The 20,562-nt window shown below is 73.3% G+C and carries 20 protein-coding genes and 3 pseudogenes; 11 read left to right on the top strand and 12 right to left on the bottom strand.

What is annotated here, in order from left to right; genetic code table 11:
* The first annotated feature begins 8 nt into the window (after nucleotides 1–8).
* From OO48_RS07890 to OO48_RS40960, 4 genes are all read left to right on the top strand, one after another.
* Nucleotides 9–575, top strand: coding sequence for a type 1 glutamine amidotransferase (locus OO48_RS07890; protein WP_033213669.1), 567 nt, complete (start codon nucleotides 9–11; stop codon nucleotides 573–575).
* A 41-nt stretch (nucleotides 576–616) separates the two neighbouring features.
* Nucleotides 617–1,732, top strand: a complete 1,116-nt coding sequence (locus OO48_RS07885; RefSeq protein ID WP_033213668.1) for a Glu/Leu/Phe/Val dehydrogenase dimerization domain-containing protein — start codon at nucleotides 617–619, stop codon at nucleotides 1,730–1,732.
* Nucleotides 1,729–3,471 carry an AMP-binding protein gene (locus OO48_RS07880; protein ID WP_081951982.1) on the top strand — a complete coding sequence of 581 codons (1,743 nt, stop codon included), beginning with the start codon at nucleotides 1,729–1,731 and terminating at the stop codon, nucleotides 3,469–3,471. The genes OO48_RS07885 and OO48_RS07880 overlap by 4 nt, the downstream gene beginning before the upstream one ends.
* Before the next feature lie 84 nt (nucleotides 3,472–3,555).
* The gene (locus tag OO48_RS40960) at nucleotides 3,556–5,799 is read left to right on the top strand and encodes an aminotransferase class I/II-fold pyridoxal phosphate-dependent enzyme (RefSeq protein ID WP_342449630.1); all 2,244 of its coding nucleotides are present in this window, start codon (nucleotides 3,556–3,558) and stop codon (nucleotides 5,797–5,799) included.
* Nucleotides 5,800–5,880: 81 nt separating this feature from the next.
* On the opposite strand, the gene OO48_RS07870 is transcribed toward OO48_RS40960, so the two are convergent.
* Nucleotides 5,881–6,108, bottom strand: coding sequence for a hypothetical protein (locus tag OO48_RS07870; RefSeq protein WP_033213667.1), 228 nt, complete (start codon nucleotides 6,106–6,108; stop codon nucleotides 5,881–5,883).
* A 271-nt stretch (nucleotides 6,109–6,379) separates the two neighbouring features.
* Between OO48_RS07870 and OO48_RS36010 the strand changes: the two are divergent.
* From OO48_RS36010 to OO48_RS07855, 4 genes and pseudogenes are all read left to right on the top strand, one after another.
* Nucleotides 6,380–6,487 (top strand): annotated as a pseudogene (locus OO48_RS36010) (cold shock domain-containing protein); the annotation flags it as partial.
* Nucleotides 6,488–6,850: 363 nt separating this feature from the next.
* Nucleotides 6,851–8,323, top strand: coding sequence for a DEAD/DEAH box helicase (locus tag OO48_RS07865; RefSeq protein WP_033213666.1), 1,473 nt, complete (start codon nucleotides 6,851–6,853; stop codon nucleotides 8,321–8,323).
* Between the two features lie 107 nt (nucleotides 8,324–8,430).
* A complete protein-coding gene (locus OO48_RS07860; protein WP_033213665.1) occupies nucleotides 8,431–8,811 on the top strand; it encodes a CBS domain-containing protein in 381 nt (126 codons plus the stop codon).
* A gap of 109 nt (nucleotides 8,812–8,920) precedes the next feature.
* On the top strand, nucleotides 8,921–9,286 hold the full coding sequence (locus OO48_RS07855; protein WP_245194552.1) for a PRC-barrel domain-containing protein: 366 nt from the start codon (nucleotides 8,921–8,923) through the stop codon (nucleotides 9,284–9,286).
* On the opposite strand, the gene mmsB is transcribed toward OO48_RS07855, so the two are convergent.
* The 8 genes from mmsB to OO48_RS07815 all read right to left on the bottom strand — a co-directional run bounded on the left by mmsB (nucleotide 9,259) and on the right by OO48_RS07815 (nucleotide 16,990).
* The gene (mmsB, locus tag OO48_RS07850) at nucleotides 9,259–10,494 is read right to left on the bottom strand and encodes a multiple monosaccharide ABC transporter permease (RefSeq protein WP_033213664.1); all 1,236 of its coding nucleotides are present in this window, start codon (nucleotides 10,492–10,494) and stop codon (nucleotides 9,259–9,261) included. The two genes, OO48_RS07855 and mmsB, sit on opposite strands and share 28 nt — an antisense overlap.
* A 3-nt stretch (nucleotides 10,495–10,497) precedes the next feature.
* Nucleotides 10,498–12,045: a multiple monosaccharide ABC transporter ATP-binding protein gene (gene mmsA / locus OO48_RS07845; RefSeq protein ID WP_033213663.1), complete on the bottom strand. Its 1,548-nt coding sequence runs from the start codon at nucleotides 12,043–12,045 to the stop codon at nucleotides 10,498–10,500.
* 116 nt (nucleotides 12,046–12,161) lie between these two features.
* The gene (gene chvE / locus OO48_RS07840) at nucleotides 12,162–13,259 is read right to left on the bottom strand and encodes a multiple monosaccharide ABC transporter substrate-binding protein (protein ID WP_033213662.1); all 1,098 of its coding nucleotides are present in this window, start codon (nucleotides 13,257–13,259) and stop codon (nucleotides 12,162–12,164) included.
* 646 nt (nucleotides 13,260–13,905) lie between these two features.
* Complete coding sequence (locus OO48_RS07835) at nucleotides 13,906–14,412, bottom strand: DinB family protein (protein ID WP_033213661.1); 507 nt, start codon at nucleotides 14,410–14,412, stop codon at nucleotides 13,906–13,908.
* A 172-nt stretch (nucleotides 14,413–14,584) separates the two neighbouring features.
* Nucleotides 14,585–14,947: a DUF1304 domain-containing protein gene (locus OO48_RS07830; protein ID WP_033213660.1), complete on the bottom strand. Its 363-nt coding sequence runs from the start codon at nucleotides 14,945–14,947 to the stop codon at nucleotides 14,585–14,587.
* Between the two features lie 74 nt (nucleotides 14,948–15,021).
* On the bottom strand, nucleotides 15,022–15,399 hold the full coding sequence (locus OO48_RS07825; protein ID WP_157845397.1) for a hypothetical protein: 378 nt from the start codon (nucleotides 15,397–15,399) through the stop codon (nucleotides 15,022–15,024).
* A gap of 11 nt (nucleotides 15,400–15,410) precedes the next feature.
* Nucleotides 15,411–16,667, bottom strand: coding sequence for an amidase domain-containing protein (locus OO48_RS07820; protein WP_033213658.1), 1,257 nt, complete (start codon nucleotides 16,665–16,667; stop codon nucleotides 15,411–15,413).
* Nucleotides 16,668–16,669: 2 nt separating this feature from the next.
* The gene (locus OO48_RS07815; protein WP_033213657.1) at nucleotides 16,670–16,990 is read right to left on the bottom strand and encodes a type VII secretion target; all 321 of its coding nucleotides are present in this window, start codon (nucleotides 16,988–16,990) and stop codon (nucleotides 16,670–16,672) included.
* A gap of 79 nt (nucleotides 16,991–17,069) precedes the next feature.
* Between OO48_RS07815 and OO48_RS41140 the strand changes: the two are divergent.
* Nucleotides 17,070–17,165 (top strand): annotated as a pseudogene (locus OO48_RS41140) (hydrophobic protein); the annotation flags it as partial.
* Between the two features lie 100 nt (nucleotides 17,166–17,265).
* Here OO48_RS41140 and OO48_RS07805 read toward each other — a convergent pair.
* Entirely contained in the window at nucleotides 17,266–17,748 is a 483-nt protein-coding gene (locus tag OO48_RS07805) for an RrF2 family transcriptional regulator (protein WP_033213656.1), read from the bottom strand.
* A gap of 106 nt (nucleotides 17,749–17,854) precedes the next feature.
* On the opposite strand from OO48_RS07805, the gene OO48_RS07800 reads away from it, so the two are divergent.
* Nucleotides 17,855–18,592: an SDR family oxidoreductase gene (locus OO48_RS07800; protein ID WP_033213655.1), complete on the top strand. Its 738-nt coding sequence runs from the start codon at nucleotides 17,855–17,857 to the stop codon at nucleotides 18,590–18,592.
* A 23-nt stretch (nucleotides 18,593–18,615) separates the two neighbouring features.
* On the opposite strand, the gene OO48_RS38125 is transcribed toward OO48_RS07800, so the two are convergent.
* Together OO48_RS38125 and OO48_RS34340 are read right to left on the bottom strand one after the other, a co-directional pair.
* On the bottom strand, nucleotides 18,616–19,800 hold the full coding sequence (locus tag OO48_RS38125) for a hypothetical protein (protein ID WP_033213654.1): 1,185 nt from the start codon (nucleotides 19,798–19,800) through the stop codon (nucleotides 18,616–18,618).
* A 205-nt stretch (nucleotides 19,801–20,005) separates the two neighbouring features.
* Nucleotides 20,006–20,224 (bottom strand): hypothetical protein, encoded by a 219-nt coding sequence (locus tag OO48_RS34340; RefSeq protein ID WP_051731868.1) that lies wholly within the window; start codon nucleotides 20,222–20,224, stop codon nucleotides 20,006–20,008.
* Between the two features lie 186 nt (nucleotides 20,225–20,410).
* On the opposite strand from OO48_RS34340, the pseudogene OO48_RS37245 reads away from it, so the two are divergent.
* Nucleotides 20,411–20,562, top strand: a pseudogene (locus OO48_RS37245) (5'-methylthioadenosine phosphorylase); the annotation flags it as partial.

Here is a 20,562-nt window from a genome sequence, read left to right as displayed (position 1 = left end):
CACCGCACGTGGCGAAATCCCGAGTGCTGGTCGTCAACAACGGGACGCTGTCCCTGAAACAGCTCCGCAGCCGCTTCGAGGAGTTCGGCTCGGAGACCGAGGTGGCCGCCGCCGACGCGCTGCCCGCCCGGCTGGACGGCCGCTACCAGGCCGTGGTGCTCAGCGGCACCAAGGTCCGCGCCTACGACGGAGAGTTCTACAAACCGCTGATCGACCTGGTCAACGAGGCCGACGTTCCCGTCTTCGGGATCTGCGGCGGCATGCAGGTCATCGCCGTCGCGGCCGGCGGCCGGCTCGCCGAGGGCCCGCAGCGGGTCGGCGGCCACCGGGCCCAGGTCGACCGGGAGGAACCGCTCTTCGCGTACGTCGGCCCGGAGGTGACGGTCTTCCACCGGCACACCCTCTACCTCCAGGAGGCGCCCGCGGGCTTCCGCTCGATCGGCCGCTCCGAGCACGCGCCGGTGGAGTTCATCCGCTCCGAGGACGGCCGGATCCTCGGCTCCCAGGCCCACCTGGAGTTCCGCAGCGACGGCCGGGAGATCCTGCGCGGTTTCGCCCGGCTCTACCAGCAGTGACCCGCCCCCCCCGAACCGTCTGTGCACCGGAGGACCCCGCAATGACTTCGACACGACCGCAGCCGCCCGCCTTCACCACCCACCTCAACGGCAGCGGCGGCGCCCTCAAGGGCTGGGTGGTCGTCGACTCCCTGGTCGACGGCCTGGCCATGGGCGGCACCCGGATGACCCCCGGCGTCACCGAGGAGGAGGTCGCCGGACTGGCCCGCGACATGACCGAGAAGTTCACCCTGGCCGGGCTGCGGATCGGCGGCGCCAAGGCCGGCATCGTCTCCGACGGCAGTGACCGCGAACAGACCTTCCGCACCTTCGGACGCACCGTCAAGCCGCTGCTGCACGGCGGCATCCACCTCGGCATCGACATGGGCGTCACCCCCGCCGACCGGGCGGTGTTCTTCGAGGAGGCCGGCTACGACCCGCGCTTCCGCCTCGGCGCCCCCGACATGCCGATCGACTGGCGCACCTACTACGAGCCGCTGATCGACTGCACCGGCCACGGCGTCGGCGTCGCCGCCGTCACCGCCCTGGAGGCGGGCGGGCGCACCGGCCCGGCCCGGGTCGTGGTGCAGGGCTTCGGCGCGGTGGGCCGCGCGGTCGCCCAGTTCCTGGAGGACCGCGGCCACTCGATCGTCGGCGTCGCCGACATCGGCGGCACCATCAGCGCCGACCGGCTGCCGGTCGCCGACCTGGTCGACATCACCGACGAGTTCGGCCGGATCGACCGCACCCGCCTCCCGCAGGGCGTCACCCTCTCCGGCGAGCCCGACGCCTGGCTCGACCTGGACGCCGACCTGCTGATCCTGGCCGCCCAGAAGTACGCGCTCAACGCCGAGAACGCCCACCGGCTGCGGGCCCGCCTGGTGGTCGAGGGCGCGAACCTCGCCTCCACCGACGAGGCCAAGGAGAAGATCGCCGCCGCGGGGTCCGTCCTCGTCCCCGGCGTGATCGCCAACATCGGCGGTGCCGGTTCGGCGGCCCTCGCCGTCACCCGGGCCGTCCCCTTCGAACTGCCCGCGGAGGCCCGCAAGCAGTGGGTCTTCGACTGGGTCGGCGGCCGCGTCCGGCAGAACACCCGCGACCTGCTGGAGATCGCCGCCGGACGGGCCGGGAACCCGCTGCCCGAGCTGCTGGACGTCCGCCGCAAGGAGCGCGGATGACCGCCGCCGCCGAGACCGAGACCGCGACCGGGACCGGGACCGTGACCGAGGGGGCCGCCGCCGGGGCCGCCGCTCCGAGCGCGCCCCCGTCCTCCGGCCCGTCCTCCGTGCCGTCCTTCGCCCCGTCCCCCGAGCGCGCCGCCGAGTACCTGCGGCGCGGCTGGTGGCGCCGGGAGACCTTCCTGGACGACCTGCGCCGGCAGGCCCGGCTGCGGCCGCGCAAGCTCGCCGTCGCCGCCCGGCGGATCGGGGAGTCGCGCACCGACACCCTCGACTACGCCGAACTCGCCCGGCTGACCGACCGGTTCGCCGTCGCCCTGCTCGAACTCGGCGTCCGGCGCGGCGACTTCGTCGCCGTCCAGCTCCCCAACCGGTGGGAGACGGTGCCGCTGCTGTTCGCCGCGATCCGGATCGGCGCCGTGACCTGCCCGATCGACCCGGTCTGCCAGGAGGAGGAGCTGCGCCACCGCCTCGAACTGACCGGCGCCCGGGTCTGCGTCACCGTCCCCGAGTGGAACGGCTACCCGCTGGCCGCGCACCTCACCGCGCTCAAGGCCGACCTGCCGCTGGAGCACGTGGTGGTGGTCGGCGGCCGGAGCCCCGGCACCCTCTCCTTCGAGGACCACTTCGTCGCCACCCCCTGGGAGGAGGGCCGCACCGGCGACCTGGACGGCCTCGAACTCACCCCCGACGAGCCGTTCGTGGTGCTGTTCACCTCCGGCACCACCGGCCTGCCCAAGGGCGTCCTGCACAGCCAGAACACCGTCCACGCGGCCGTCCGCGGCTACGCCGACACCTTCCTGCTCGACGACGGCCTGGTCGCGGCCGTCACCACCCCGCTGGTGCACTACTCCGGCTTCGGCCAGGGCGTGCTGACCGGCGTCATGGTCGGCGGCACCGTCGCCTTCCAGGACCTCCGGCGCAACGACGCCCTGCTCGACCTGGTCGAACGCTACGGCGCCACGCTGATCTACGGCCCGCCGACCACCATCGCCGACGTCGTCCGGGCCCAGCGCGCCGAACCCCGCGACGTCTCCACCCTGCGGCACGCCGTCACCGGCTCCGCGCCCGTCCTCCAGGACCTGGTGGACGACGTCCGCGACACGCTCGGCGCCCGCACCTACTCGGTGTGGGGGATGTCCGAGTTCGGGCCGGTCACCATCACCCGGCTCGACTACGACGCGAACCGGGCCGCGCACAGCAACGGCGGGCCGATCGACGCGATGGAACTGCGCGTCGACGACCCCGACGACCCGACCGTCCGGGCCGCCGTCGGCCGGCTGCGGGTGCGCGGCGCCGCCCAGTCCCTCGGCTACCACAAGCGCGAGGACGCCTTCGCCGCCGAACTCGACGCCGACGGCTGGTTCGACACCGGCGACCTCGCCCGCACCGACGGCCGGGGCGGCGTCCGCATCCTCGGCCGGGCCCGGGACGCCCTGCTGCGCGACGGCGCCGTCGTGCCGATGACGGAACTGGAGGCGATCGTCTCCCGACACCCCGACGTCGCCGAGACCGCACTGGTCGGCACCACCGGGCACCACGACGACCCGATCCTCGCCGTCGTCGTGCCGAGCGGGCCCGCCCGCCCCGACCTGGAGGGCATCCTCGCCCACCTGCGCGCGGCCGGGCAGGAGGAACGCTTCCTCCCCGAGCGCCTGGTCCTCGTCGACGCCCTGCCCAAGACGCTCACCGGCAAGGTCCGCAAGGCCGAACTGCGGCGGCGCCATGGCGGGCAGTGACCCCGGCCGACCCGCCGCCCGCACCGCCGCCCGCATCGCCGCCCGCACCGCCGTCCGACCCGAACCGATCCGTGGAGTCCGCCCATGACCGAGCCCGCCCAGGTGACCCTGTCGGCGACGCTGGCGGCCGACGAGGCACTCGCCCGTCGGCGCGCCGCGGGGGAGCAGGTCCTGATGATGGCCAGCGGGGAGATCGGGCTGCCCGTCCTCCCCGAACTGCGGGCCCGCCTCGCCGCCGCCGTCGGCGAGGCGTCCTACGGCCCGGTGGCGGGCAGCCCCGCGCTGCGCGCCGCCGCCGCCGGCTACTGGCGGCGGCGCGGCCTGGCCGCCGAACCCGACGCGGTGGTCGCCGGGCCGGGCAGCAAGTCCCTGCTGTTCGCGGCGGTCAAGGCGATCGGCGGCGACGTGGTGGTGCCCCGGCCCAGCTGGGTCAGCTACGCGGCGCAGGCCGCGCTGGCCGGGGCCGCCGTCGTGCGGGTGCCCGTCCGGCCCGGGCAGGGCGGCGTGCCGGACCCGGACGCGCTGCGGGAGGCCGTCCGGGCCGCCCGCGCCGCCGGACGGGACCCGCGGTCGGTCGTGGTCACCCTGCCGGACAATCCCACCGGGAACGTCGCCACACCCGACACCGTGCGACAACTAGCGCAAGTCGCACGGGAGTTGGACCTCACCATCATCTCCGACGAGATCTACACCGACCTGGTCCTCGACCCGGACACCCCGGCGCTCTCCCCGGCCCTGTTCGCCCCCGAACGCACCGTCGTCACCGGCGGCCTGACCAAGAACCTGGCGGTCGGCGGCTGGCGCACCGGCATCGCCCTGCTGCCGCAGGGACAGGCCGGACGGCGACTGCGCGAGCGGCTGGTCGCCGTCGCCAGCCAGATCTGGTCCAGCCCCCCGGCCCCCGTCCAGGCCGCCGCCGCCTACGCGCTGGACGAACCGCCGGAGGTCACCGCCCGGGTGGCCGCCGCCACCCGGCTGCACGGACGCGTCGTCCGGGCCGTCGCCGAGCGGTTCACCGCCGCCGGGGCCCTGCTCGACCCCGTCCGCGCGACCTGCTACCTCTACCCGGACTTCGAACCGCTGCGCGACCGGCTCGCCGCCCGCGACGTGCGCACCGGCACCGCGCTGGCCCGGCTGCTCACCGACCGCTACGGCGTCGGGGTGCTGGCCGCCGAGGAGTTCGGCGAGGACCCCGGGCCGCTGCGGCTGCGCGCCGCCACCAGCCGGCTCTACGGCGACACCGCCGAACGGCAGGAGGCCGCGCTGGCCGCCGACGACCCGCTCGGCCTGCCCTGGATCCGGGCGTCCGTCGACCGGATCGAGGAGGTCCTGGCCGACCTCACTGTCGCACCCGCCACCACCCGCTCCACCACCCGCCCCGCCGTTCGGCCCGCTCCGGGCCCGACGCACCGACCAGCACAGGAGGAACCGGAGATGACCGTACTCTTCGAATGCGAGTACCAGGGCGAGCGGTACGCGGGCTTCGAGAAGCCCGTACCCGGCGCCCCGATCACCCTCTACCGGGTCGACGACGGCCGGCTGCAGGCCGAGTTCGTCGCCGCCGAGCGCCCCGAGGACGTCGTCGCCGCGATCAAGGCCGAGGCCGAGCAGGTCGTCGTGGAGGGCGGCGAGGAGCAGATCCGCTACCTGCCCCCGCTGCTGCCCGAGGCCACCGGCAACGCCCTGCTCAGCGGCTTCATGCGGACCCACCGCTCGAAGTTCGAGAAGGAGCCGGTCGAGGGCGAGGAGTTCGTGGCACCGAACTGGTTCTTCAAGGGCTTCGGCTCCTGGCTGCGCCTGCCCGGCGACCCGCTGGTCGCGCCCAAGCGCTCCGTCGCGCTGATCGAGGAGCCCGAGGTGGCCCTGGTCTACGTCAACGACGACGCGGGCAACCCCCGGTACGCCGGGTACACCTTCGGCAACGACCTCTGCGACATCGGCCTGCACATCCAGAACCCCGGCTGGAACCCGTACTGCAAGCTGGTCGACACCTCCATCGCGCCCTGGCTCTTCCTCGGCGAGCCGCCCACCTCGGTCACCGGCCGGGTCACCATCGAACGGGACGGCGCCACCGCCTGGGAGGGCCCGTTCGACTGCGGCGAGGACGCGCTGTACTTCAAGGTGCAGGCCATGGTGGACCACCTCTTCGAGTACCCGGCGCTGCGCCGGCCCGGTCTGGTCCACTACCTCCTGCTCGGCGCCGACCAGGCCAGCTACCACGACGGGTTCCGGATCGCGGACGGCGACCGCATCACCATCGACGTGAGCAGCCACGGCGTGGTGCTGTCCAACCAGGTGGTCTTCGGCCTGCCGGACACCGCCTCCTGACACCCGCCCGCCCCCGACGCCCCGGCCCGCCCCACCGGGCCGGGGCGCTCCCCCGCGCTCCGGCGCCGAGGACCGGGCCGGTCAGAGCTTGTACATCGTGGCGTAGGGCTGGGTGATGCGTTCGCGTCGCGACCCGAAGTCGACGAGCACCGCGATGTCGCTGTCGCCTTCGACCCCGATGGCCCGGCCGAGGCCGTACGTGTCGTGGGTGACGCGGTCGCCGACGGCGAAGTGCTTGCGCGGCGGTTCGATCCGGGCCTTGAAGGGGCTGGTGGGCAGGGGGCGGCGGACTGCTACAGGTCTTGTCATTTCCTGCAGTATGCGCCGAAAGTCGCGGGAGCGGGTCCTTTCCGGCGCACTCGATTTCCGGGAGGCGTCAGGAATTCCGCGCGCGCCGTCCGAAACGATCAAGGGCGGCGCCAACGATCAAGGACGGCGCCGGTGGGCGCGGTGCGGGCCGGAGTCTGCTACAGTGGTCCTAGTTGCAGTAGTGGTTCCCATGAACTTTGTGTGCGCCTGCTGGTGTTCCGCAGGCGCATTTTTGTTTCCCGGATCTTTCCCGGGTGGGTACTCATAGCGGAACATCAACGCCAACGGCTTCCGCGAGCTGCTCGAGGGCCAGAAGGTCGAGTTCGACGTCACGCAGGGCCAGAAGGGCCCGCAGGCCGAGAACATTCGTCCGCTGTAGTTTCCGCCACGGCACCCGCCTGGTAGCGAGGGGCCCGCACCGCGTACACGATGCCCGGTGCGGGCCCTTCGGCATTGCGCCACGACGCACATCCCGGCCGTTCAGGCCCTCTGGCTCCGCCACCGGCAGCCGTCCGCACGCGAGACGCTCGGCGTCGCGTCCGGATCGGCGCCCCGCCGTGACATCCACGGTTCGAGGTTCTCCGCTCCCGCCCTCCGCGGTGAGCGCGGACCTGAGGTGACGTGCCGCACGGTTCCACCGTCCACGCCCCGCTCCACACTTTCGGCCCGTTCCCCGGGACCTCCTGCCGGCGCCCCGCGCTGCGGAGCCGCCTCGCGACGCGCCGCCCCAGGAAGGTTTCCCATGAACCGCTCCAGCCGTTCCCCGTACCAGAACGCCAACTCCCGCTCCTCGGCCTCCGCGCGCTCGGGCAGCTCCTACGGATCCCGCTCCGGCGGCGGTTCCTCCTCCGGCCACCGGCCCGCCGGTGGCCGCCCCGCCCGCCGGGGCCCCTCCGCGCAGGGCGAGTTCGCGATGCCGGTGAGCACCACCCCGGCGCTGCCGGCCGTCGAGACCTTCGGCGAGCTGGACATGCCGAAGGCGCTGCTGGCGACGCTGACCCGCCAGGGCGTCACCTCGCCGTTCCCGATCCAGGCCGCGACGCTGCCGAACTCGCTGGCCGGCCGCGACGTGCTGGGCCGGGGCCGCACCGGCTCCGGCAAGACCATCGCGTTCGGCCTCGCCGTGCTGGCCCGCATCACCGGCCGGACGGCCGAGCCCCGCCGACCGCTGGCGCTCGTCCTGGTGCCCACCCGCGAGCTGGCCCAGCAGGTCACCGACGCCCTCACCCCGTACGCCCACGCGGTGCGCCTGCGGATGGCCACCGTGGTCGGCGGGATGTCGATCAGCCGCCAGGCCCAGGCGCTGAACCGCGGCGCCGAGGTCGTGGTGGCCACCCCCGGGCGGCTCAAGGACCTGATCCAGCGCGGTGACTGCCGGCTGGACGAGGCCGGCATCACGGTGCTGGACGAGGCCGACCAGATGGCCGACCTGGGCTTCCTGCCGCAGGTCACCGAACTCCTCGAGCAGGTCGCCGAGGGCGGCCAGACGATGCTGTTCTCCGCCACCCTGGACCGCAACGTCGACCGCCTGGTGCGGCGCTTCCTGAAGGACCCGGTCACGCACTCGGTGGACCCGTCCGCGGGCGCGGTCAGCACCATGGAGCACCACGTGCTGCACGTGCAGAACACCGACAAGGCCGCCACGATCGCGCACATCGCCTCCCGCGAGGGCGGCGTGATCATGTTCACCGACACCAGGCACGGGGCCGACCGCCTGGTGCTCGACCTGCTCGCGAGCGGGGTGAAGGCCGCGGCCCTGCACGGCGGCAAGTCCCAGCCGCAGCGCACCCGCACGCTGGAGCAGTTCCGCGCCGGCCGGGTCACCGCGCTGATCGCCACCAACGTCGCCGCCCGGGGCATCCACGTCGACGGCCTCGACCTGGTCGTCAACCTGGACCCGCCCACCGACCACAAGGACTACCTGCACCGCGGCGGCCGCACCGCCCGGGCCGGCGAGTCCGGCACCGTCGTCACCCTGGTCCTGCCCAACCAGCGCCGCGAGATGGCCCGGATGATGACCACCGCCGCCATCACCCCCGTCACCACCGCGGTCCGGGCCGGCGACGAGGAGCTCACCCGGATCACCGGCGCCCGCGTCCCCACCGGCATCCCCGCCGTGATCGCCGACCCGGTCGTCGAACGCCCGCGCCGCAGCACCTCCGCGAACCGCAACCGGCGCCGCCGGGCACCGCGCCGCGTCGCCCTCGCCGCCTGACGCGGCACCAGCCCGCACGCGCGGCCGGGACCGCCGCCGGTCGTCCCGCCCCGTCAGCGCCCTGCCCACCGCCGGCCCCGGCGGTGGATACGCGAAGGAGTCCGCCCATGACCGTCACCCTCGACCGCCCCGCGACCGCCACCACGGTCGGCGACCTCATGAAACGCCCGGAACTGCAGATCAGCGACGACGTCACCGCCGACACCGCGATGGACATCCTGCACAGCTCCGGCGCGGACCACGTCCTGGTCCGCGGCGACGACGGCCGCTGCGCCGGGCTGCTGACCCGCCTCCACCTCGCGCCGTTCCAGGCCCGGTCCTGGTACACCGAACGCACCCCGGTCCGCGACATCGTCCTCGACCGCGCCCCGTTCGCCACCGTCGACATGCCCGCCGCCGCCGCGGCCGCCGCGATGCGCGTGCGCGGCCTGGACACGTGGCCGGTGGTGGACCACGACGGCCACGCCGTCGGCCTGCTCAGCTTCTAGCACCCCGGGCCCGGGGGAGCGGCGGGTTGGATCGGGCGGCATGTTCGCCGCGAGCCGGGGCAGGCGGCCTCCCGTCAGCGGAACGAGGCACGACGACGAGGAGGCAGTGATGACCGAGGGACTGTGGGACTACGAGGGTGCCGAGGGCTACGCCGCGGGCTCGGACCTGACGGGCTACCGGGTCGAGGCGACGGACGGTCACATCGGCAAGGTCGACAAGCACACCGCGGACGTGGGCGCCGGCTACATCGTGGTCGACACCGGCCCGTGGATCTTCGGCCGCGAGGTGCTGCTCCCGGCGGGCACCGTCACCCGGGTCGACGACGCGGAGAAGACGGTGTGGGTCAACCGGACCCAGGACGAGGTGAAGAACGTCCTCGGACGCGGGGCCCCTGCCGTCGTGGCGGGTCTTCGCCCGCCGGCCCGGCCGGGCGGTGGGGAGCGCCGTCAGGAGCCGGCCTTGCGCTTGTTGTAGACGTCGAAGCCGACCGCGGCGAGCAGCACCAGGCCCTTGATCACCTGCTGGTAGTCGGTGCCGATGCCGACCAGCGACATGCCGTTGTTGAGGACGCCGAGCACCAGGCCGCCGATGATCGCGCCGAGCACGGTGCCGACGCCGCCGGAGGCCGAGGCGCCGCCGATGAACGCGGCGGCGATCGCCTCCAGTTCGAAGTTGATGCCGGCCTGCGGGGTCCCGGCGTTGAGGCGGGCGGCGAAGACCAGCCCGGCCAGGGCGGCCAGCACGCCCATGGTGACGAAGGCGAGGAAGACCACCCGCTTGCTCTTCACTCCGGACAGCTTGGCCGCCGCCTCGTTGCCGCCGATGGCGTAGGTGTGCCGTCCGATGATCGAGTTGCGCATCAGGTAGCCGAAGCCGAACAGCAGCACCGCCAGGATCAGCAGCACGATCGGGAAGCCGTGGTAGCTGGCCAGCAGCAGCGTGAAGACCGCCACCGCGGCGGTCACGGCCGCCAGCTTCGCCAGGAAGAAGCCCGTCGGCAGGAGTTCCAGGCCGTACGAGGCGGCCTGGCGGCGGCCGCGGACCTCCTGGAGGATCGCGACGGCGAGCACGGCGGCACCGAGCAGCAGGGTCAGGTTGTGGTAGTCGGTGCGCGGGCCGACCTCGGGCAGGAAACCGCTGCCGATCTTCTGGAAGCCCCTGGGGAACGGGGCGATCGACTGGCCCTGCAGCATGATCTGGGTGCCGCCGCGGAAGACCAGCATGCCCGCCAGCGTCACGATGAACGACGGGATGCCGACGTAGGAGATCCAGAAGCCCTGCCAGGCGCCGGCCGCCGCGCCGATCAGCAGGCAGGCGACCAGGGCCACCGGCCAGGGCAGGTGGTGCTTGACCATCATGACGGCCGCCGCCGCGCCGGTGAAGGCGGCCAGCGAGCCGACCGACAGGTCGATGTGCCCGGCGATGATGACGATCATCATGCCGATGGCCAGGATCAGGATGTAACTGTTCTGCTGGATCAGGTTGGTGACGTTCAGCGGCTGGAGCAGGATGCCGTCCGTCCAGATCTGGAACAGCACCACGATCAGCGCGAGGGCGACCAGCATGCCGTACTGGCGGACGTTGCCGCGCAGCGCCCTGGCGAGGGCGTCCTGGAGGGACGGCCGTCCGACCGCCTCGGGGTCGGCCTTCCTGGTCTGGGGGGTGGTCCCGGTCTGGGCCATGCGTCACACCTGCTCGTTCTGGATCGCGGCGCTCACGGTCATGAGGCGCATCAGGGATTCCTGGGTGGCGTCCGCCCGTTCCACCTCACCGGTCAGCCGTCCCTCGGCCATGGTGTAGATGCGGTCGCACAGGCCCAGCAGTTCGGGGAGTTCGGAGGAGATGACCAGCACCGCCTTGCCCTGGGCGGCCAGGTCGGCGATCACGGTGTAGATCTCCGCCTTGGCGCCGACGTCGATGCCGCGGGTCGGCTCGTCGAGGATCAGCACCTCGGGCTCGGCGAAGATCCACTTGCTGAGGACGACCTTCTGCTGGTTGCCGCCGCTGAGCTTCCCGGTCTCCGTGAACACCGAGGGGGCCTTGATGTTCATGGACGCGCGGTAGCGCTCGGCGACCCGGGTCTCCTCGTGCTCGTTGATCCAGCCGCGGCGGGAGACCTTGCCGAGCGCGCCCAGCGAGATGTTGCGGCTGATGCCGTCCGCGAGGTTGAGGCCGAACTGCTTGCGGTCCTCGGTGACGTACGCGATGCCATGGCCGACCGCCTCGGAGACGGTGCGGGTGCGGATCTCCTCGCCGTGCATCAGCACCCGGCCGCCGGTCCACCGCCCGTAGGAGCGGCCGAAGACGCTCATCGCGAGTTCGGTGCGGCCGGCGCCCATCAGCCCGGCGATGCCGACGATCTCGCCGCGCCGCACGTGCAGCGAGACGCCGTCGACGACGTTGCGGTGGTGGTCGATCGGGTGCTGGACCGTCCAGTCCTCGACGGCCAGCGCGACCTCGCCGATCTCCGGGGTGCGCTCGGGGTAGCGGTGCTCCAGGTCGCGGCCGACCATGCCGCGGATGATCCGGTCCTCGGAGACGCCCCCGGCGCCGACGGCGAGGGTCTCGATGGTCCGCCCGTCGCGCAGGATGGTGACGGAGTCGGCGACCTTGGCGATCTCGTTCAGCTTGTGCGAGATGAGGATGCAGGCGATGCCCTGCGCCTTGAGCTCCAGGATCAGCTCCAGCAGCTTGCGGCTGTCCTCGTCGTTCAGCGCGGCGGTCGGCTCGTCCAGGATGAGGAGTTCGACCTCCTTGGCGAGCGCCTTGGCGATCTCGACCAGCTGCTGCTTGCCGACGCCGAGGTCGGCGACCCGGGTCTGCGGGTGCTCGTGCAGGCCGACGCGGCGCAGCAGTTCGCCGGCGTGGGTGAGCGTCCGGTTCCAGCTGATGACGCCCCGGCGGGCGTGCTCGTTGCCGAGGAAGACGTTCTCCGCGATCGACAGGTACGGGACCAGGGCGAGTTCCTGGTGGATGATGACGATCCCGCGCCGCTCGCTGGCGCGGATGTCCTTGAACCGGCAGGGCTCGCCCTTGAACAGGATCTCGCCCTCGTAGGAGCCGTGCGGGTACACCCCGCTGAGCACCTTCATCAGGGTGGACTTGCCGGCGCCGTTCTCGCCGCAGATCGCGTGGACCTCGCCGGCGGCGACGGTGAGGTTGACGTCGGACAGCGCTCTGACCCCGGGGAAGGTCTTGGTGATCGCGCGCATTTCGAGGACGGGTCCGGCCATGGGGAATCCGTTTCGGCTGTTTCGACTGGGGGCGGCACGGGCGCGGCGGGCCTGTCAGGGCGCTCGCCGCGCCCGCGCCGCCCGGCTGGTGCGGGCGGTGCGGAGTACCGGCCGGACTACTTGAGCTGGTCCGCGGTGTACTGACCGCCGTCGACGAGCACCTTCTGGTAGTTGTCCTTGTCCACGCTGACCGGCTGGAGCAGGTAGGCGGGGACGACCTTGGCGCCGTTGTCGTACTGGGTGGTGTCGTTGGTCTCGGGCTTGCCGCCGGTGAGCAGGGCGTCGCCCATCTGCACGGCGACCTTGGCGAGTTGGCGGGTGTCCTTGTAGACGGTCTGGGTCTGCTCGCCGGCGATGACGGACTTCACCGAGGCCAGCTCGGCGTCCTGGCCGGTGACGATCGGCAGCGGCTTGCCCGCGCCGCCGTAGCCGACGCCCTTGAGCGAGGACAGGATGCCGATGGAGATGCCGTCGTAGGGGGAGAGCACGGCGTCCACCCGGGCGGAGGTGTAGGACTTGCTCAGCAGGTTGTCCATCCGGGACTGCGCGAGCCCGCCGTCCCACCGCAGGGTGGCCACCTGGTTGAACGCGGTCTGTCCGCTCTGTACGACCAGCTTCTTGTCGTCGAGGTACGGCTTGAGGACGCTCATCGCGCCGTCGAAGAAGAAGTTGGCGTTGTTGTCGTCCGGGGAGCCGGCGAACAGCTCGACGTTGAACGGGCCCTTGCCGTCCTTGAGGCCCAGCTTCTCGGCGATGTAGGTGCCCTGGAGGACGCCGACCTTGAAGTTGTCGAACGTCGCGTAGTAGTCGACGTTCTTGGTGCCGCGGATCAGCCGGTCGTAGGAGATGACCGGGATGTGCGCGTCGGCGGCCTTCTGCAGCACGTCGGTGAGGGAGGAACCGTCGATCGCGGCGACCACCAGCAGCTTGGCCCCCTTGGTGATCATGTTCTCGATCTGCGAGACCTGGTTCTCCACGACGTTGTCGCCGTACTGGAGGTCGGTCTTGTAGCCCTTGGCCTGGAACTCCTTGACCATGTTGCTGCCGTCGTTGATCCAGCGCTCGGACGACTTGGTCGGCATGGCGATGCCGACGAGTCCGCCCTTGGCGTCGCCCTTGGCCGCACCGTCGCCGACGCCGTTCGCACTCTGGCCGCACCCGGCCAGGGTCAGCGCCAGGGCGCCTGCGGCGAGGGCCGTCGAAAGCTTCCGCACAATTCCTCCATGGGGGCGCCCGGGCCGGCCCGGCCCCGGTGGCGGCGGGGCCGGGCACGGCGGACGAGCGGGTGGGCAGGGTCGGGGTGGAGCCGGGCGGCGGCCGGACCGGGGCGCGCCCCTCCCGTGGAAGGGAAGGGGTCGTCAGCCCGGTGCGGTGAAGGCCCGGGCCTGGTGCGCGTGGTCCGTCGTAGCCCGGCGCCATCCGAGTGTTAGCGTTCACAGAAGCAGCGTCAAGGGGCCGCGCAACACTGTCGCGTGCGGTTCTCCGCTGCGGTGGAGGCTTTGCGCAGAAGGCTTGACGAAGCTGTTGTTAGCGCTAACAATTTGGTGAACCCGCAGCGCCCCGAGACATCCGCGCCCCGGTGGACCGACCCGGCGGGCAGGCCTGCCCGGGAGCGGGCGCGAGGTGGTTCAGCGCGCCCGGGACCGCCGGGCGCAGCGTCACCTCGTTCTCCTCGCTCGGCCCGTGCGCGGGGCGATCGGGGAGTCCGCCGACCGGGAGTCCGCCGGAGCGCCGGGGCCTGCGTTGGGAGACGTAGCAGTTCAGCCGCGTTCTACGGGCGCGGGCGCCGGGGCCGGCGATCCTGCCGCCGCCTTCGCGCGCGTCTCGAACCGCCCGCCGGTGTCACGCCCGGTGCCCGCGTCAGGTCAGGACCAGCCACTGTCGGCCGTCGAGGAGTTCCCGCGCCGCGTCGAGGTGGCCCGCGTGGCAGGCGGTCTCGGTGATGACGTGCAGCAGGACGTCCCGGAGGGTGTGCAGGTGCGGCTCGCCGAAGAGGTGGCGGGGCCACCAGGCGAGGGGGGCGTCCGCGGCGGTGGCGCTGATGACGGTGTCCGCGAGGGCGCCCTCCGCGCGGTACCGGTCGAGGACCTCGGCCGCCCGGACTCCCGGCCCCACCTGCCACGCGTCGCCGCCGTCCGCCAGGGATCCGATGACGTCCTCGTCGCCGAGCACCACCGCGCGGAACCAGAACCGCTCGACGTCGAGGGCGAGGTGCTGGACGAGGCCGAGGCAGTTCCAGCCCGACGGCAGCACGGGCCGGCGCAGGGCGTCCGCGTCGAGGCCGTCGAGTGCGCCGAGAACGTGACGGCGCTGTCCGTGCAGGAACGACAGGAGCGTTCGGATCTCGGGGTCCGGCGACGCGGTCACGCGGCGGCTCCCAGGTGGAACCGCCGCGTGGTGTCCGGCCCCTCGGCGGAGGGGGTGGTCGAACCGGTGCCCGGAGGCGGGGAGGAGGCGCTGGCCGTGTCCGTCATGACTACGGAGGATCCACCAGCGGGAGGGCCGTGTACAGGGGGCGGGGCGGGCGACCGGCCCGTGCTCAGCGGGCGGCCAGCACGAGGGCGAGCGCGACCAGGGCCGGAACGGTCTGGACGAAGACGATCCTCCGGCTGGCCGTGGCGGCACCGTACGCACCCGCCACGGCGACACACACCAGGAAGAACACCTCCGCCTGGAAGCCCACCGGATCGGCGGCGACGGCGCCCCACACCAGGCCCGCGGCGAGGAAGCCGTTGTACAGCCCCTGGTTGGCGGCGAGCGCCTTCGTCGCGGTGGCGAACTCGACGGTGGTCCCGAAAGCGGCCCGCGCCTTCGGGCCGGTCCACAGGAACATCTCCAGGACCAGGATGTACACGTGCAGGGCGGCGATGAGCAGGACCGCGACGGTGGCGATGATCGACATGGGGCTCAGGTTCGCACGGCCGGGCCCCGGTCCGCATCGTCCGCATCGTCCGGCCGTCCGGTCGAAGGGCGCCGCTACATGCCGCCGCAGGTGTGGTGGGCGCCGCCGGGGCCGCCGACCGCGTCGGCCAGCCCCCAGCCCGTGACCAGCAGGAGGATCCCGGCCAGCGCGGTGACCAGGGAGGCCGCGACCAGCACGGCCGTGCCCGACCGCGCGGTGGGCCGCAGCAGCAGGACGGCGCCCGCGCCCGCCGCGATCTCCAGCAGCGGCCCCGCGCCCAGCGCGACCCAGGCCGCGGCCGGCACCGGGGCGGCGTCCAGGCAGCGGTTCAACCGCCGCGCGACCGCGTCGAGGTAGGCGTCGTGGCCGTACTTGGCGCAGGCCCAGCCGAGCAACCCCAGTACCGCTGCCGCGGCGAGCCACCGGCCCGCCCGCGTTGCGCTCGTCGTCATGTTCGTGGCCCTCAGTACCAGTCGGGTTCGACCCGGACGTAGCGGATCTTCTGCCGGCCCTCGGACTGCGCCTCGTGGCCGGACCGCCCGTCCAGGCTGACGTTCTTCCGCGAGTCGTTGTGCTGGCTGTACCGGATGTCGCCGTCCGGGGTGACCGCGGTGACGATGGCGGTGTGGTGGATGTTGCCGGGCTTCAGGTCGGGGTTCTGGTCGTTGTCGTCCTCCAGGAAGACCAGGTCGCCCGGCTTGACCTCACCGGGCGGGACCTCGCGGCCGCCGTTGCCCACCATGAAGTCGTGCAGGTTCTGCGCGCCGCCCCAGGCGTGGCTGTGCTGCTGGCCGACGATGCCGAGGCCGAGCCAGCCCGGGTCCCGGCCGCGGTTCCAGGCGTCGTCCTCGACGGTCCAGTCGCCCTTCATGCGGACGCCGGACTGGAACAGCGCCTCGGAGGCGAAGTTGGTGCAGTTGTTCTCGTCGTCGAAGTCGCCGGACTCGTCGTTCCAGTGGGCCAGGACCCACTCGACCATCTTCACCCGGTCCCACTTGCGCCCCGGGCCGCCGCGCAGGTCCTCCTTGACCGCGTCCGGGATGCCGGGGAGGCCGGCGAGCTTCACCGGCTCCGCCAGCTCCAGCTGCTTCTGCTGCTCGGGGGTGAGCGAGGCCCACCACCGGGACACCGACGCTGGGTCCCCGCCGTCCGGTACGTCGCCGGCGAGCATGTCGAGTTCGACCTGCGAGGCCCCGCCCTGGAGTTGGTCGAGGGCCTTCCCGGGGTCGGTCTCGCAGGTGGCGGCGCCCAGCTTCCGCAGCTCGGCGGCGGCCCGGTCGTCGGCCTGGCGGGCCTCCCGGAGGGCCTCCTCGACGAGGCCCGACACCTCGTTCACGCGGGTGAGGCTCTCGCCGGTGACCTCGCCCGTGGTGGAGACGGTGCCGTCCCCGTCCACCTCCAGCCGGTACGCCGAGGCGAGTTCCAGCGCCCGGGTCAGCACCTGCTGGGCGTACTCCAGCGAGGAGGCCAGCCCGTCGACGACCATCGCCACGCCGCGCGTGGTGTCGGCGGCGGACTCCAGGATGTCGGCCTGCTCGGCCAGCTTCTTGCCGGCGGCCCGGCCGACCCGGTCCTGCCAGTCCTCCTCGAGCGGGCCGATCCCGTTGTCGTGCAGGTCGTTGACGGCCTGCCAGGACTCCTTCGACAGCTCCACCCAGCCGTCGGCGGCGCGGTGCAGGGCGGCGGGGTCGGCCCGGCGGAGGGCGGCGAAGTCGACCACGCTCAGGCACCCCCGCCCAGGTCGCCGAGGGCGAGGTCCAGCCGGCGCACCGACTCCTGCTCGGCGGTGTCGTACGAGTGCGAGGACTGCCGCAGCTGGTCGGCGTAGGTGTCCAACTGCTGGGCGACGGCGCGCATGTGGGTCTGCCAGGCGTCGGCGCACTCGCGCAGCGCGGGGCCGGAGGCGAAGCCGGAGTGGGCGGCGGCGGCGGTCAGGCTGTCGTCCAGCCAGTGGCCGGTGCGCGCGTCCAGCCGGGTGGAAGCCCCGCCGACGGCGTCGGCCGCGGTGTGCAGCCCCGCCGGGCGGATGTGGATGTCGAACACGGGTCCCCCGTTCCTGCCGTGTGATCGGCAACGGGGGGGACGGCATCGCGGCGCGTCCGGTTCCCGGCGGGCAGGTGGCTGGGTGGCGGTCATCGTGCTGGTCGTGTGGCTGGTGGGCTTCGTCGCCCGCAGCACCAACGCCACCGGCGGCCGCGGCCGCTGGTACCGCTGGTAACGGTCGACCACGGAACCCCGAGCGGGCCCGCGCCGAGGCGCGGGCCCGCTCGCGTGCGCCCGCCCACCCGCGGCGACCGGCAGCCGGACCGGCCGCCGGATCAGTCGGGGTCGCGGGTCAGCCAGGCGCCGACGGTCGGCAGGGCTTCGGGGCCGCTGTCGGTGGTCACGGTGGCGGCGAGGTCGGCGATGGTGACGGCGGCCAGGGAGGCGCGCCAGGCGGCGTCGGCGGCGCCCATCACCCGGGCGATGGGGCACGGCCCGGCGCACTGCTCGGGCGGGGTGCCCAGCGGGCCGCGCTGGCGGATCTCGGTGCAGGTGAAGGCGGGGTTCGCCCCGTCGACGGCCTGGACCACGTCCAGCACGGATATCTCGGCGGGCTCCCTGGTGAGGACGTAGCCGCCGGTCTTGCCCTGCACCGAGTGCACCAGACCGGCACGGGACAGCGCCTGCAACTGCTTGGCCAGGTAGCTGGGCGAGACGTCGTGCAGGGTGGCCAGTCGGGCGGCCGGGACCGGATCCGCGGCCGCGGTCAGCACCACGCAGCAGTGCAGCGCCCACTCGACGCCACCCGACAGTTTCATACCGCCTCCATTTGACTCGGATAGAGGATATCCGAGTAATATCTCGGATAGAAGTTGTCCGAGTTCGGGTCGCGCGTCCGCGCCCGGCCCGCGAAGGAGGCACCCCATGAAGATCACCGTCATCGGCACCGGCCTGATCGGATCCCAGCTCGCCGGCGAGCTCACCGCCCGCGGCCACGAGGTGACGACCGCCTCGCTCTCCTCCGGCGTCGACCTGCTGACCGGAGCCGGCCTCGACCAGGCGCTGGAGGGCGCGGAGGTGGCCGTCAACGTCACCAACTCGCCCACCTTCGACGAGCAGTCGATCGCGTTCTTCCGCACCACGGTCGGCAACCTGCTGGCCGCGGGCGAGCGGGCGGGCGTGCGCCACCAGGTCGCGCTCTCCATCGTCGGCGTCGACCTCGTCCCCGGGCTCGACTACTACCGCGCCAAGACGCTCCAGGAGGAACTGCTGCGCGGCGGCCCGACGCCCCACTCGATCGTGCGCGCCACCCAGTTCTTCGAGTTCATGGAGCCGACCATGTCCTGGACCTCGGACGAGGAGGCCGTGCGCCTGCCCGCCACGCCGATCCAGCCGATCGCCAGCGCCGACGTCGTCGCCGCCCTCGCCGACGTGGCCACCGGCGCCCCGCTCGACGGGATCCTGGACGTCGCCGGCCCCGACCGGTTCACGCTCGACGAGATCGGCCGCCTCACCCTGGCCGCCCGCGGGGACCGCCGCCCCGTCCTGGTCGACGACCGGGCCGGCCTGTTCGCCGCCGTCCCCGGCGACGTCCTCACCCCCGGCCCCGGCGCCCGCCTGGCCCCCACCCGCTACCGGGACTGGCTCGCGGCGTCCCGCTGACCGCCGGCCGCCCCCGGCGGTGGTCAGACGAGGCGGTCGCGCTTGGCGGCCGCGGTCTCGCGGACGAGCTGGGCGAAGCGGGCGAGGCTGCGCCGCTGGTGCTCCTCGGCCTGCTGGTCGTTCCAGCCCTCGGGGTCGCCGAGGTCCTCGTCCTCGTCGGACTCGTCGCACTCGCTGTGCAGGAGCCAGCAGCCGTGGATGCCGGTGAGGAGGTCTTCGAGGAGGTCGCGGGCGGGGCGCTTGGGGTCGAGCGGGGTCAGGCGGACGGCGATGTTCTCCAGGTCGGGGTCGTCCTCGCCGGTGTACTCGGCGACGGTCTCCTCCAGGTCCTCGAGCTGGTCGCGCAGGGCGACCGGGTCCGGGAGGAGGCCGTCGGTGATGTGCATGGCGTGGCGGACGAGCTTGGTGACGGCCTCGTGCGGGGTGGCGCCGTCCTGGATGAGGCCGAGGACCAGGGTGGGGGTCTCGTGGGGGAGGGCCTCGATGTTGTCGGCCTCGAGGACGACGTGGGCGGGGTCCTGGCCGGAGGATCCGGCGGCGACGTCGGCCGCGGCGGCGAGCCAGTGGGCGGCGGCGACGGCGGCGGCGGTGGGGTCGACGGTGGAGAACAGGGCGGCGGGGCCGAAGGGGTCCTGCTGGAGGAGTTGGTCGGCGGCGGCGACCTGGACGGGGGAGGCGTCCTCGCGGCTGAGGAGGACGGCCTGCTGGGCGCGGCCGGTGAGGTCGCCGAGTTCGGCGCTCTCCACCGCGGTGAGTTCGAGGGCGGCCTCGGCGAGGACGGCTTTCGTCAGGGCCTGGTCGCCCGGGTCACCCGGGTCACCCGGGTCGCCGAGGCCGCGGAGGTCGTGGAGGGCGCGTCCGACGCGGTGGGCGGATTCGACCAGGCGGCTGTAGGAGATGATCATGGTGCCGCCGCTGGGCAGGTGGGGCTCGGTGATCGCGCCGGAGACTTCCTCGAAGGCCTCGCGCTCCTGCTCGCGGCGCCAGCCCTCGCTGTCGGGCTCCAAGGAGTCGGCGGCGCTGGCGGGGTGGGTGTAGGTGCGCCACGCGGAGTCGGAGAGCTGGGTGAGCGAGCGGGCCAGGGCCAGCAGCGCGGAGGTCTCCGCACCGCCCGGCAGGGCGGCGACGCGGGTGGAGAGGTCGCCCTCCCCGGTGCCCCACGAGGCGATCAGTTCACGCTGGTCAAGGTCGACGCTGTAGCGCGTCATGGCCGCACCTCCGGTTCCCGCTGCTGCGTGCCCCACGGCACCGGGCAATTCTGACGCACCGGCAGGCGGCCGGCCGCGAGCTCCCCCGGAGCGGGACGGCGCGCTGGTGGCGGCGGCGGTCCCGGCGGCCCGGGTTCCGACCGCGCGGCAGCACGGGAACGGCACCGTCAGCCCGACTCGTCCTCGTCCCCGACGATCAGCGCCGTCACCGCGTCCGGGTACTCGTCGTCGACCGGCGGCACGGTCCAGCCGTGCCGCGGGCGTGCGCGACGAACGCCAGGTCGGGTTCGACGTGGTAGCGGTCCACGTAGTGGGCCAGGTCGGGGAACCACAGCCGGTGCCCGTCGGTGAGGAGGTGCGGGGCGGCGACGGACGCACCGGCCCCGCCCGGTGCGTCGGGCGCGGGTGCGGGATCGCGGACCACGGCCTCGCCGGCGCGGGTGCCTCGTCGAAGATCACCCGACCGGGACCAGAGCACCCCTCCGGGGGGCGGAGTGCGGAGCGCGTGCGCGGCGGACCCGCCGGTGCGCGGCTCCTCGGTCCCCGGCTGTCAGGGAACCGTAAGGACGTCGGCCGCGCGTCGGACGCCCGTCCCTCCTAGGGTCGGGCCATGACCCTTGTTCCCGGCCGCGGGCATCCGATCGGCCGTCACTCCCTTCCGGACGCCGAACTCGGCGTCATCGGCGGGTCGGGCCTGTACGCCCTGCTCGACGACGTCACCGAGGTGCGTGTCGAGACCCCGTACGGGCCGCCGTCCGACGC

Source organism: Kitasatospora phosalacinea, from assembly GCF_000716545.1.
GTDB classification, from domain to species: Bacteria; Actinomycetota; Actinomycetes; order Streptomycetales; family Streptomycetaceae; genus Kitasatospora; species Kitasatospora phosalacinea.
This window is presented reverse-complemented; position numbering and strand designations above follow the sequence as displayed.

Coding starts and splice junctions, on each gene's coding strand:
- OO48_RS07885 (WP_033213668.1), top strand. CDS start 617: ATGACTTCGACACGACCGCAGCCGCCCGCCTTCACCACCCACCTCAAC.
- OO48_RS07880 (WP_081951982.1), top strand. CDS start 1,729: ATGACCGCCGCCGCCGAGACCGAGACCGCGACCGGGACCGGGACCGTG.
- OO48_RS40960 (WP_342449630.1), top strand. CDS start 3,556: ATGACCGAGCCCGCCCAGGTGACCCTGTCGGCGACGCTGGCGGCCGAC.
- OO48_RS07870 (WP_033213667.1), bottom strand. CDS start 6,108: ATGACAAGACCTGTAGCAGTCCGCCGCCCCCTGCCCACCAGCCCCTTC.
- OO48_RS07865 (WP_033213666.1), top strand. CDS start 6,851: ATGAACCGCTCCAGCCGTTCCCCGTACCAGAACGCCAACTCCCGCTCC.
- OO48_RS07860 (WP_033213665.1), top strand. CDS start 8,431: ATGACCGTCACCCTCGACCGCCCCGCGACCGCCACCACGGTCGGCGAC.
- OO48_RS07855 (WP_245194552.1), top strand. CDS start 8,921: ATGACCGAGGGACTGTGGGACTACGAGGGTGCCGAGGGCTACGCCGCG.
- mmsB (WP_033213664.1), bottom strand. CDS start 10,494: ATGGCCCAGACCGGGACCACCCCCCAGACCAGGAAGGCCGACCCCGAG.
- mmsA (WP_033213663.1), bottom strand. CDS start 12,045: ATGGCCGGACCCGTCCTCGAAATGCGCGCGATCACCAAGACCTTCCCC.
- OO48_RS07830 (WP_033213660.1), bottom strand. CDS start 14,947: ATGTCGATCATCGCCACCGTCGCGGTCCTGCTCATCGCCGCCCTGCAC.
- OO48_RS07825 (WP_157845397.1), bottom strand. CDS start 15,399: ATGACGACGAGCGCAACGCGGGCGGGCCGGTGGCTCGCCGCGGCAGCG.
- OO48_RS07805 (WP_033213656.1), bottom strand. CDS start 17,748: ATGAAACTGTCGGGTGGCGTCGAGTGGGCGCTGCACTGCTGCGTGGTG.
- OO48_RS07800 (WP_033213655.1), top strand. CDS start 17,855: ATGAAGATCACCGTCATCGGCACCGGCCTGATCGGATCCCAGCTCGCC.
- OO48_RS38125 (WP_033213654.1), bottom strand. CDS start 19,800: ATGACGCGCTACAGCGTCGACCTTGACCAGCGTGAACTGATCGCCTCG.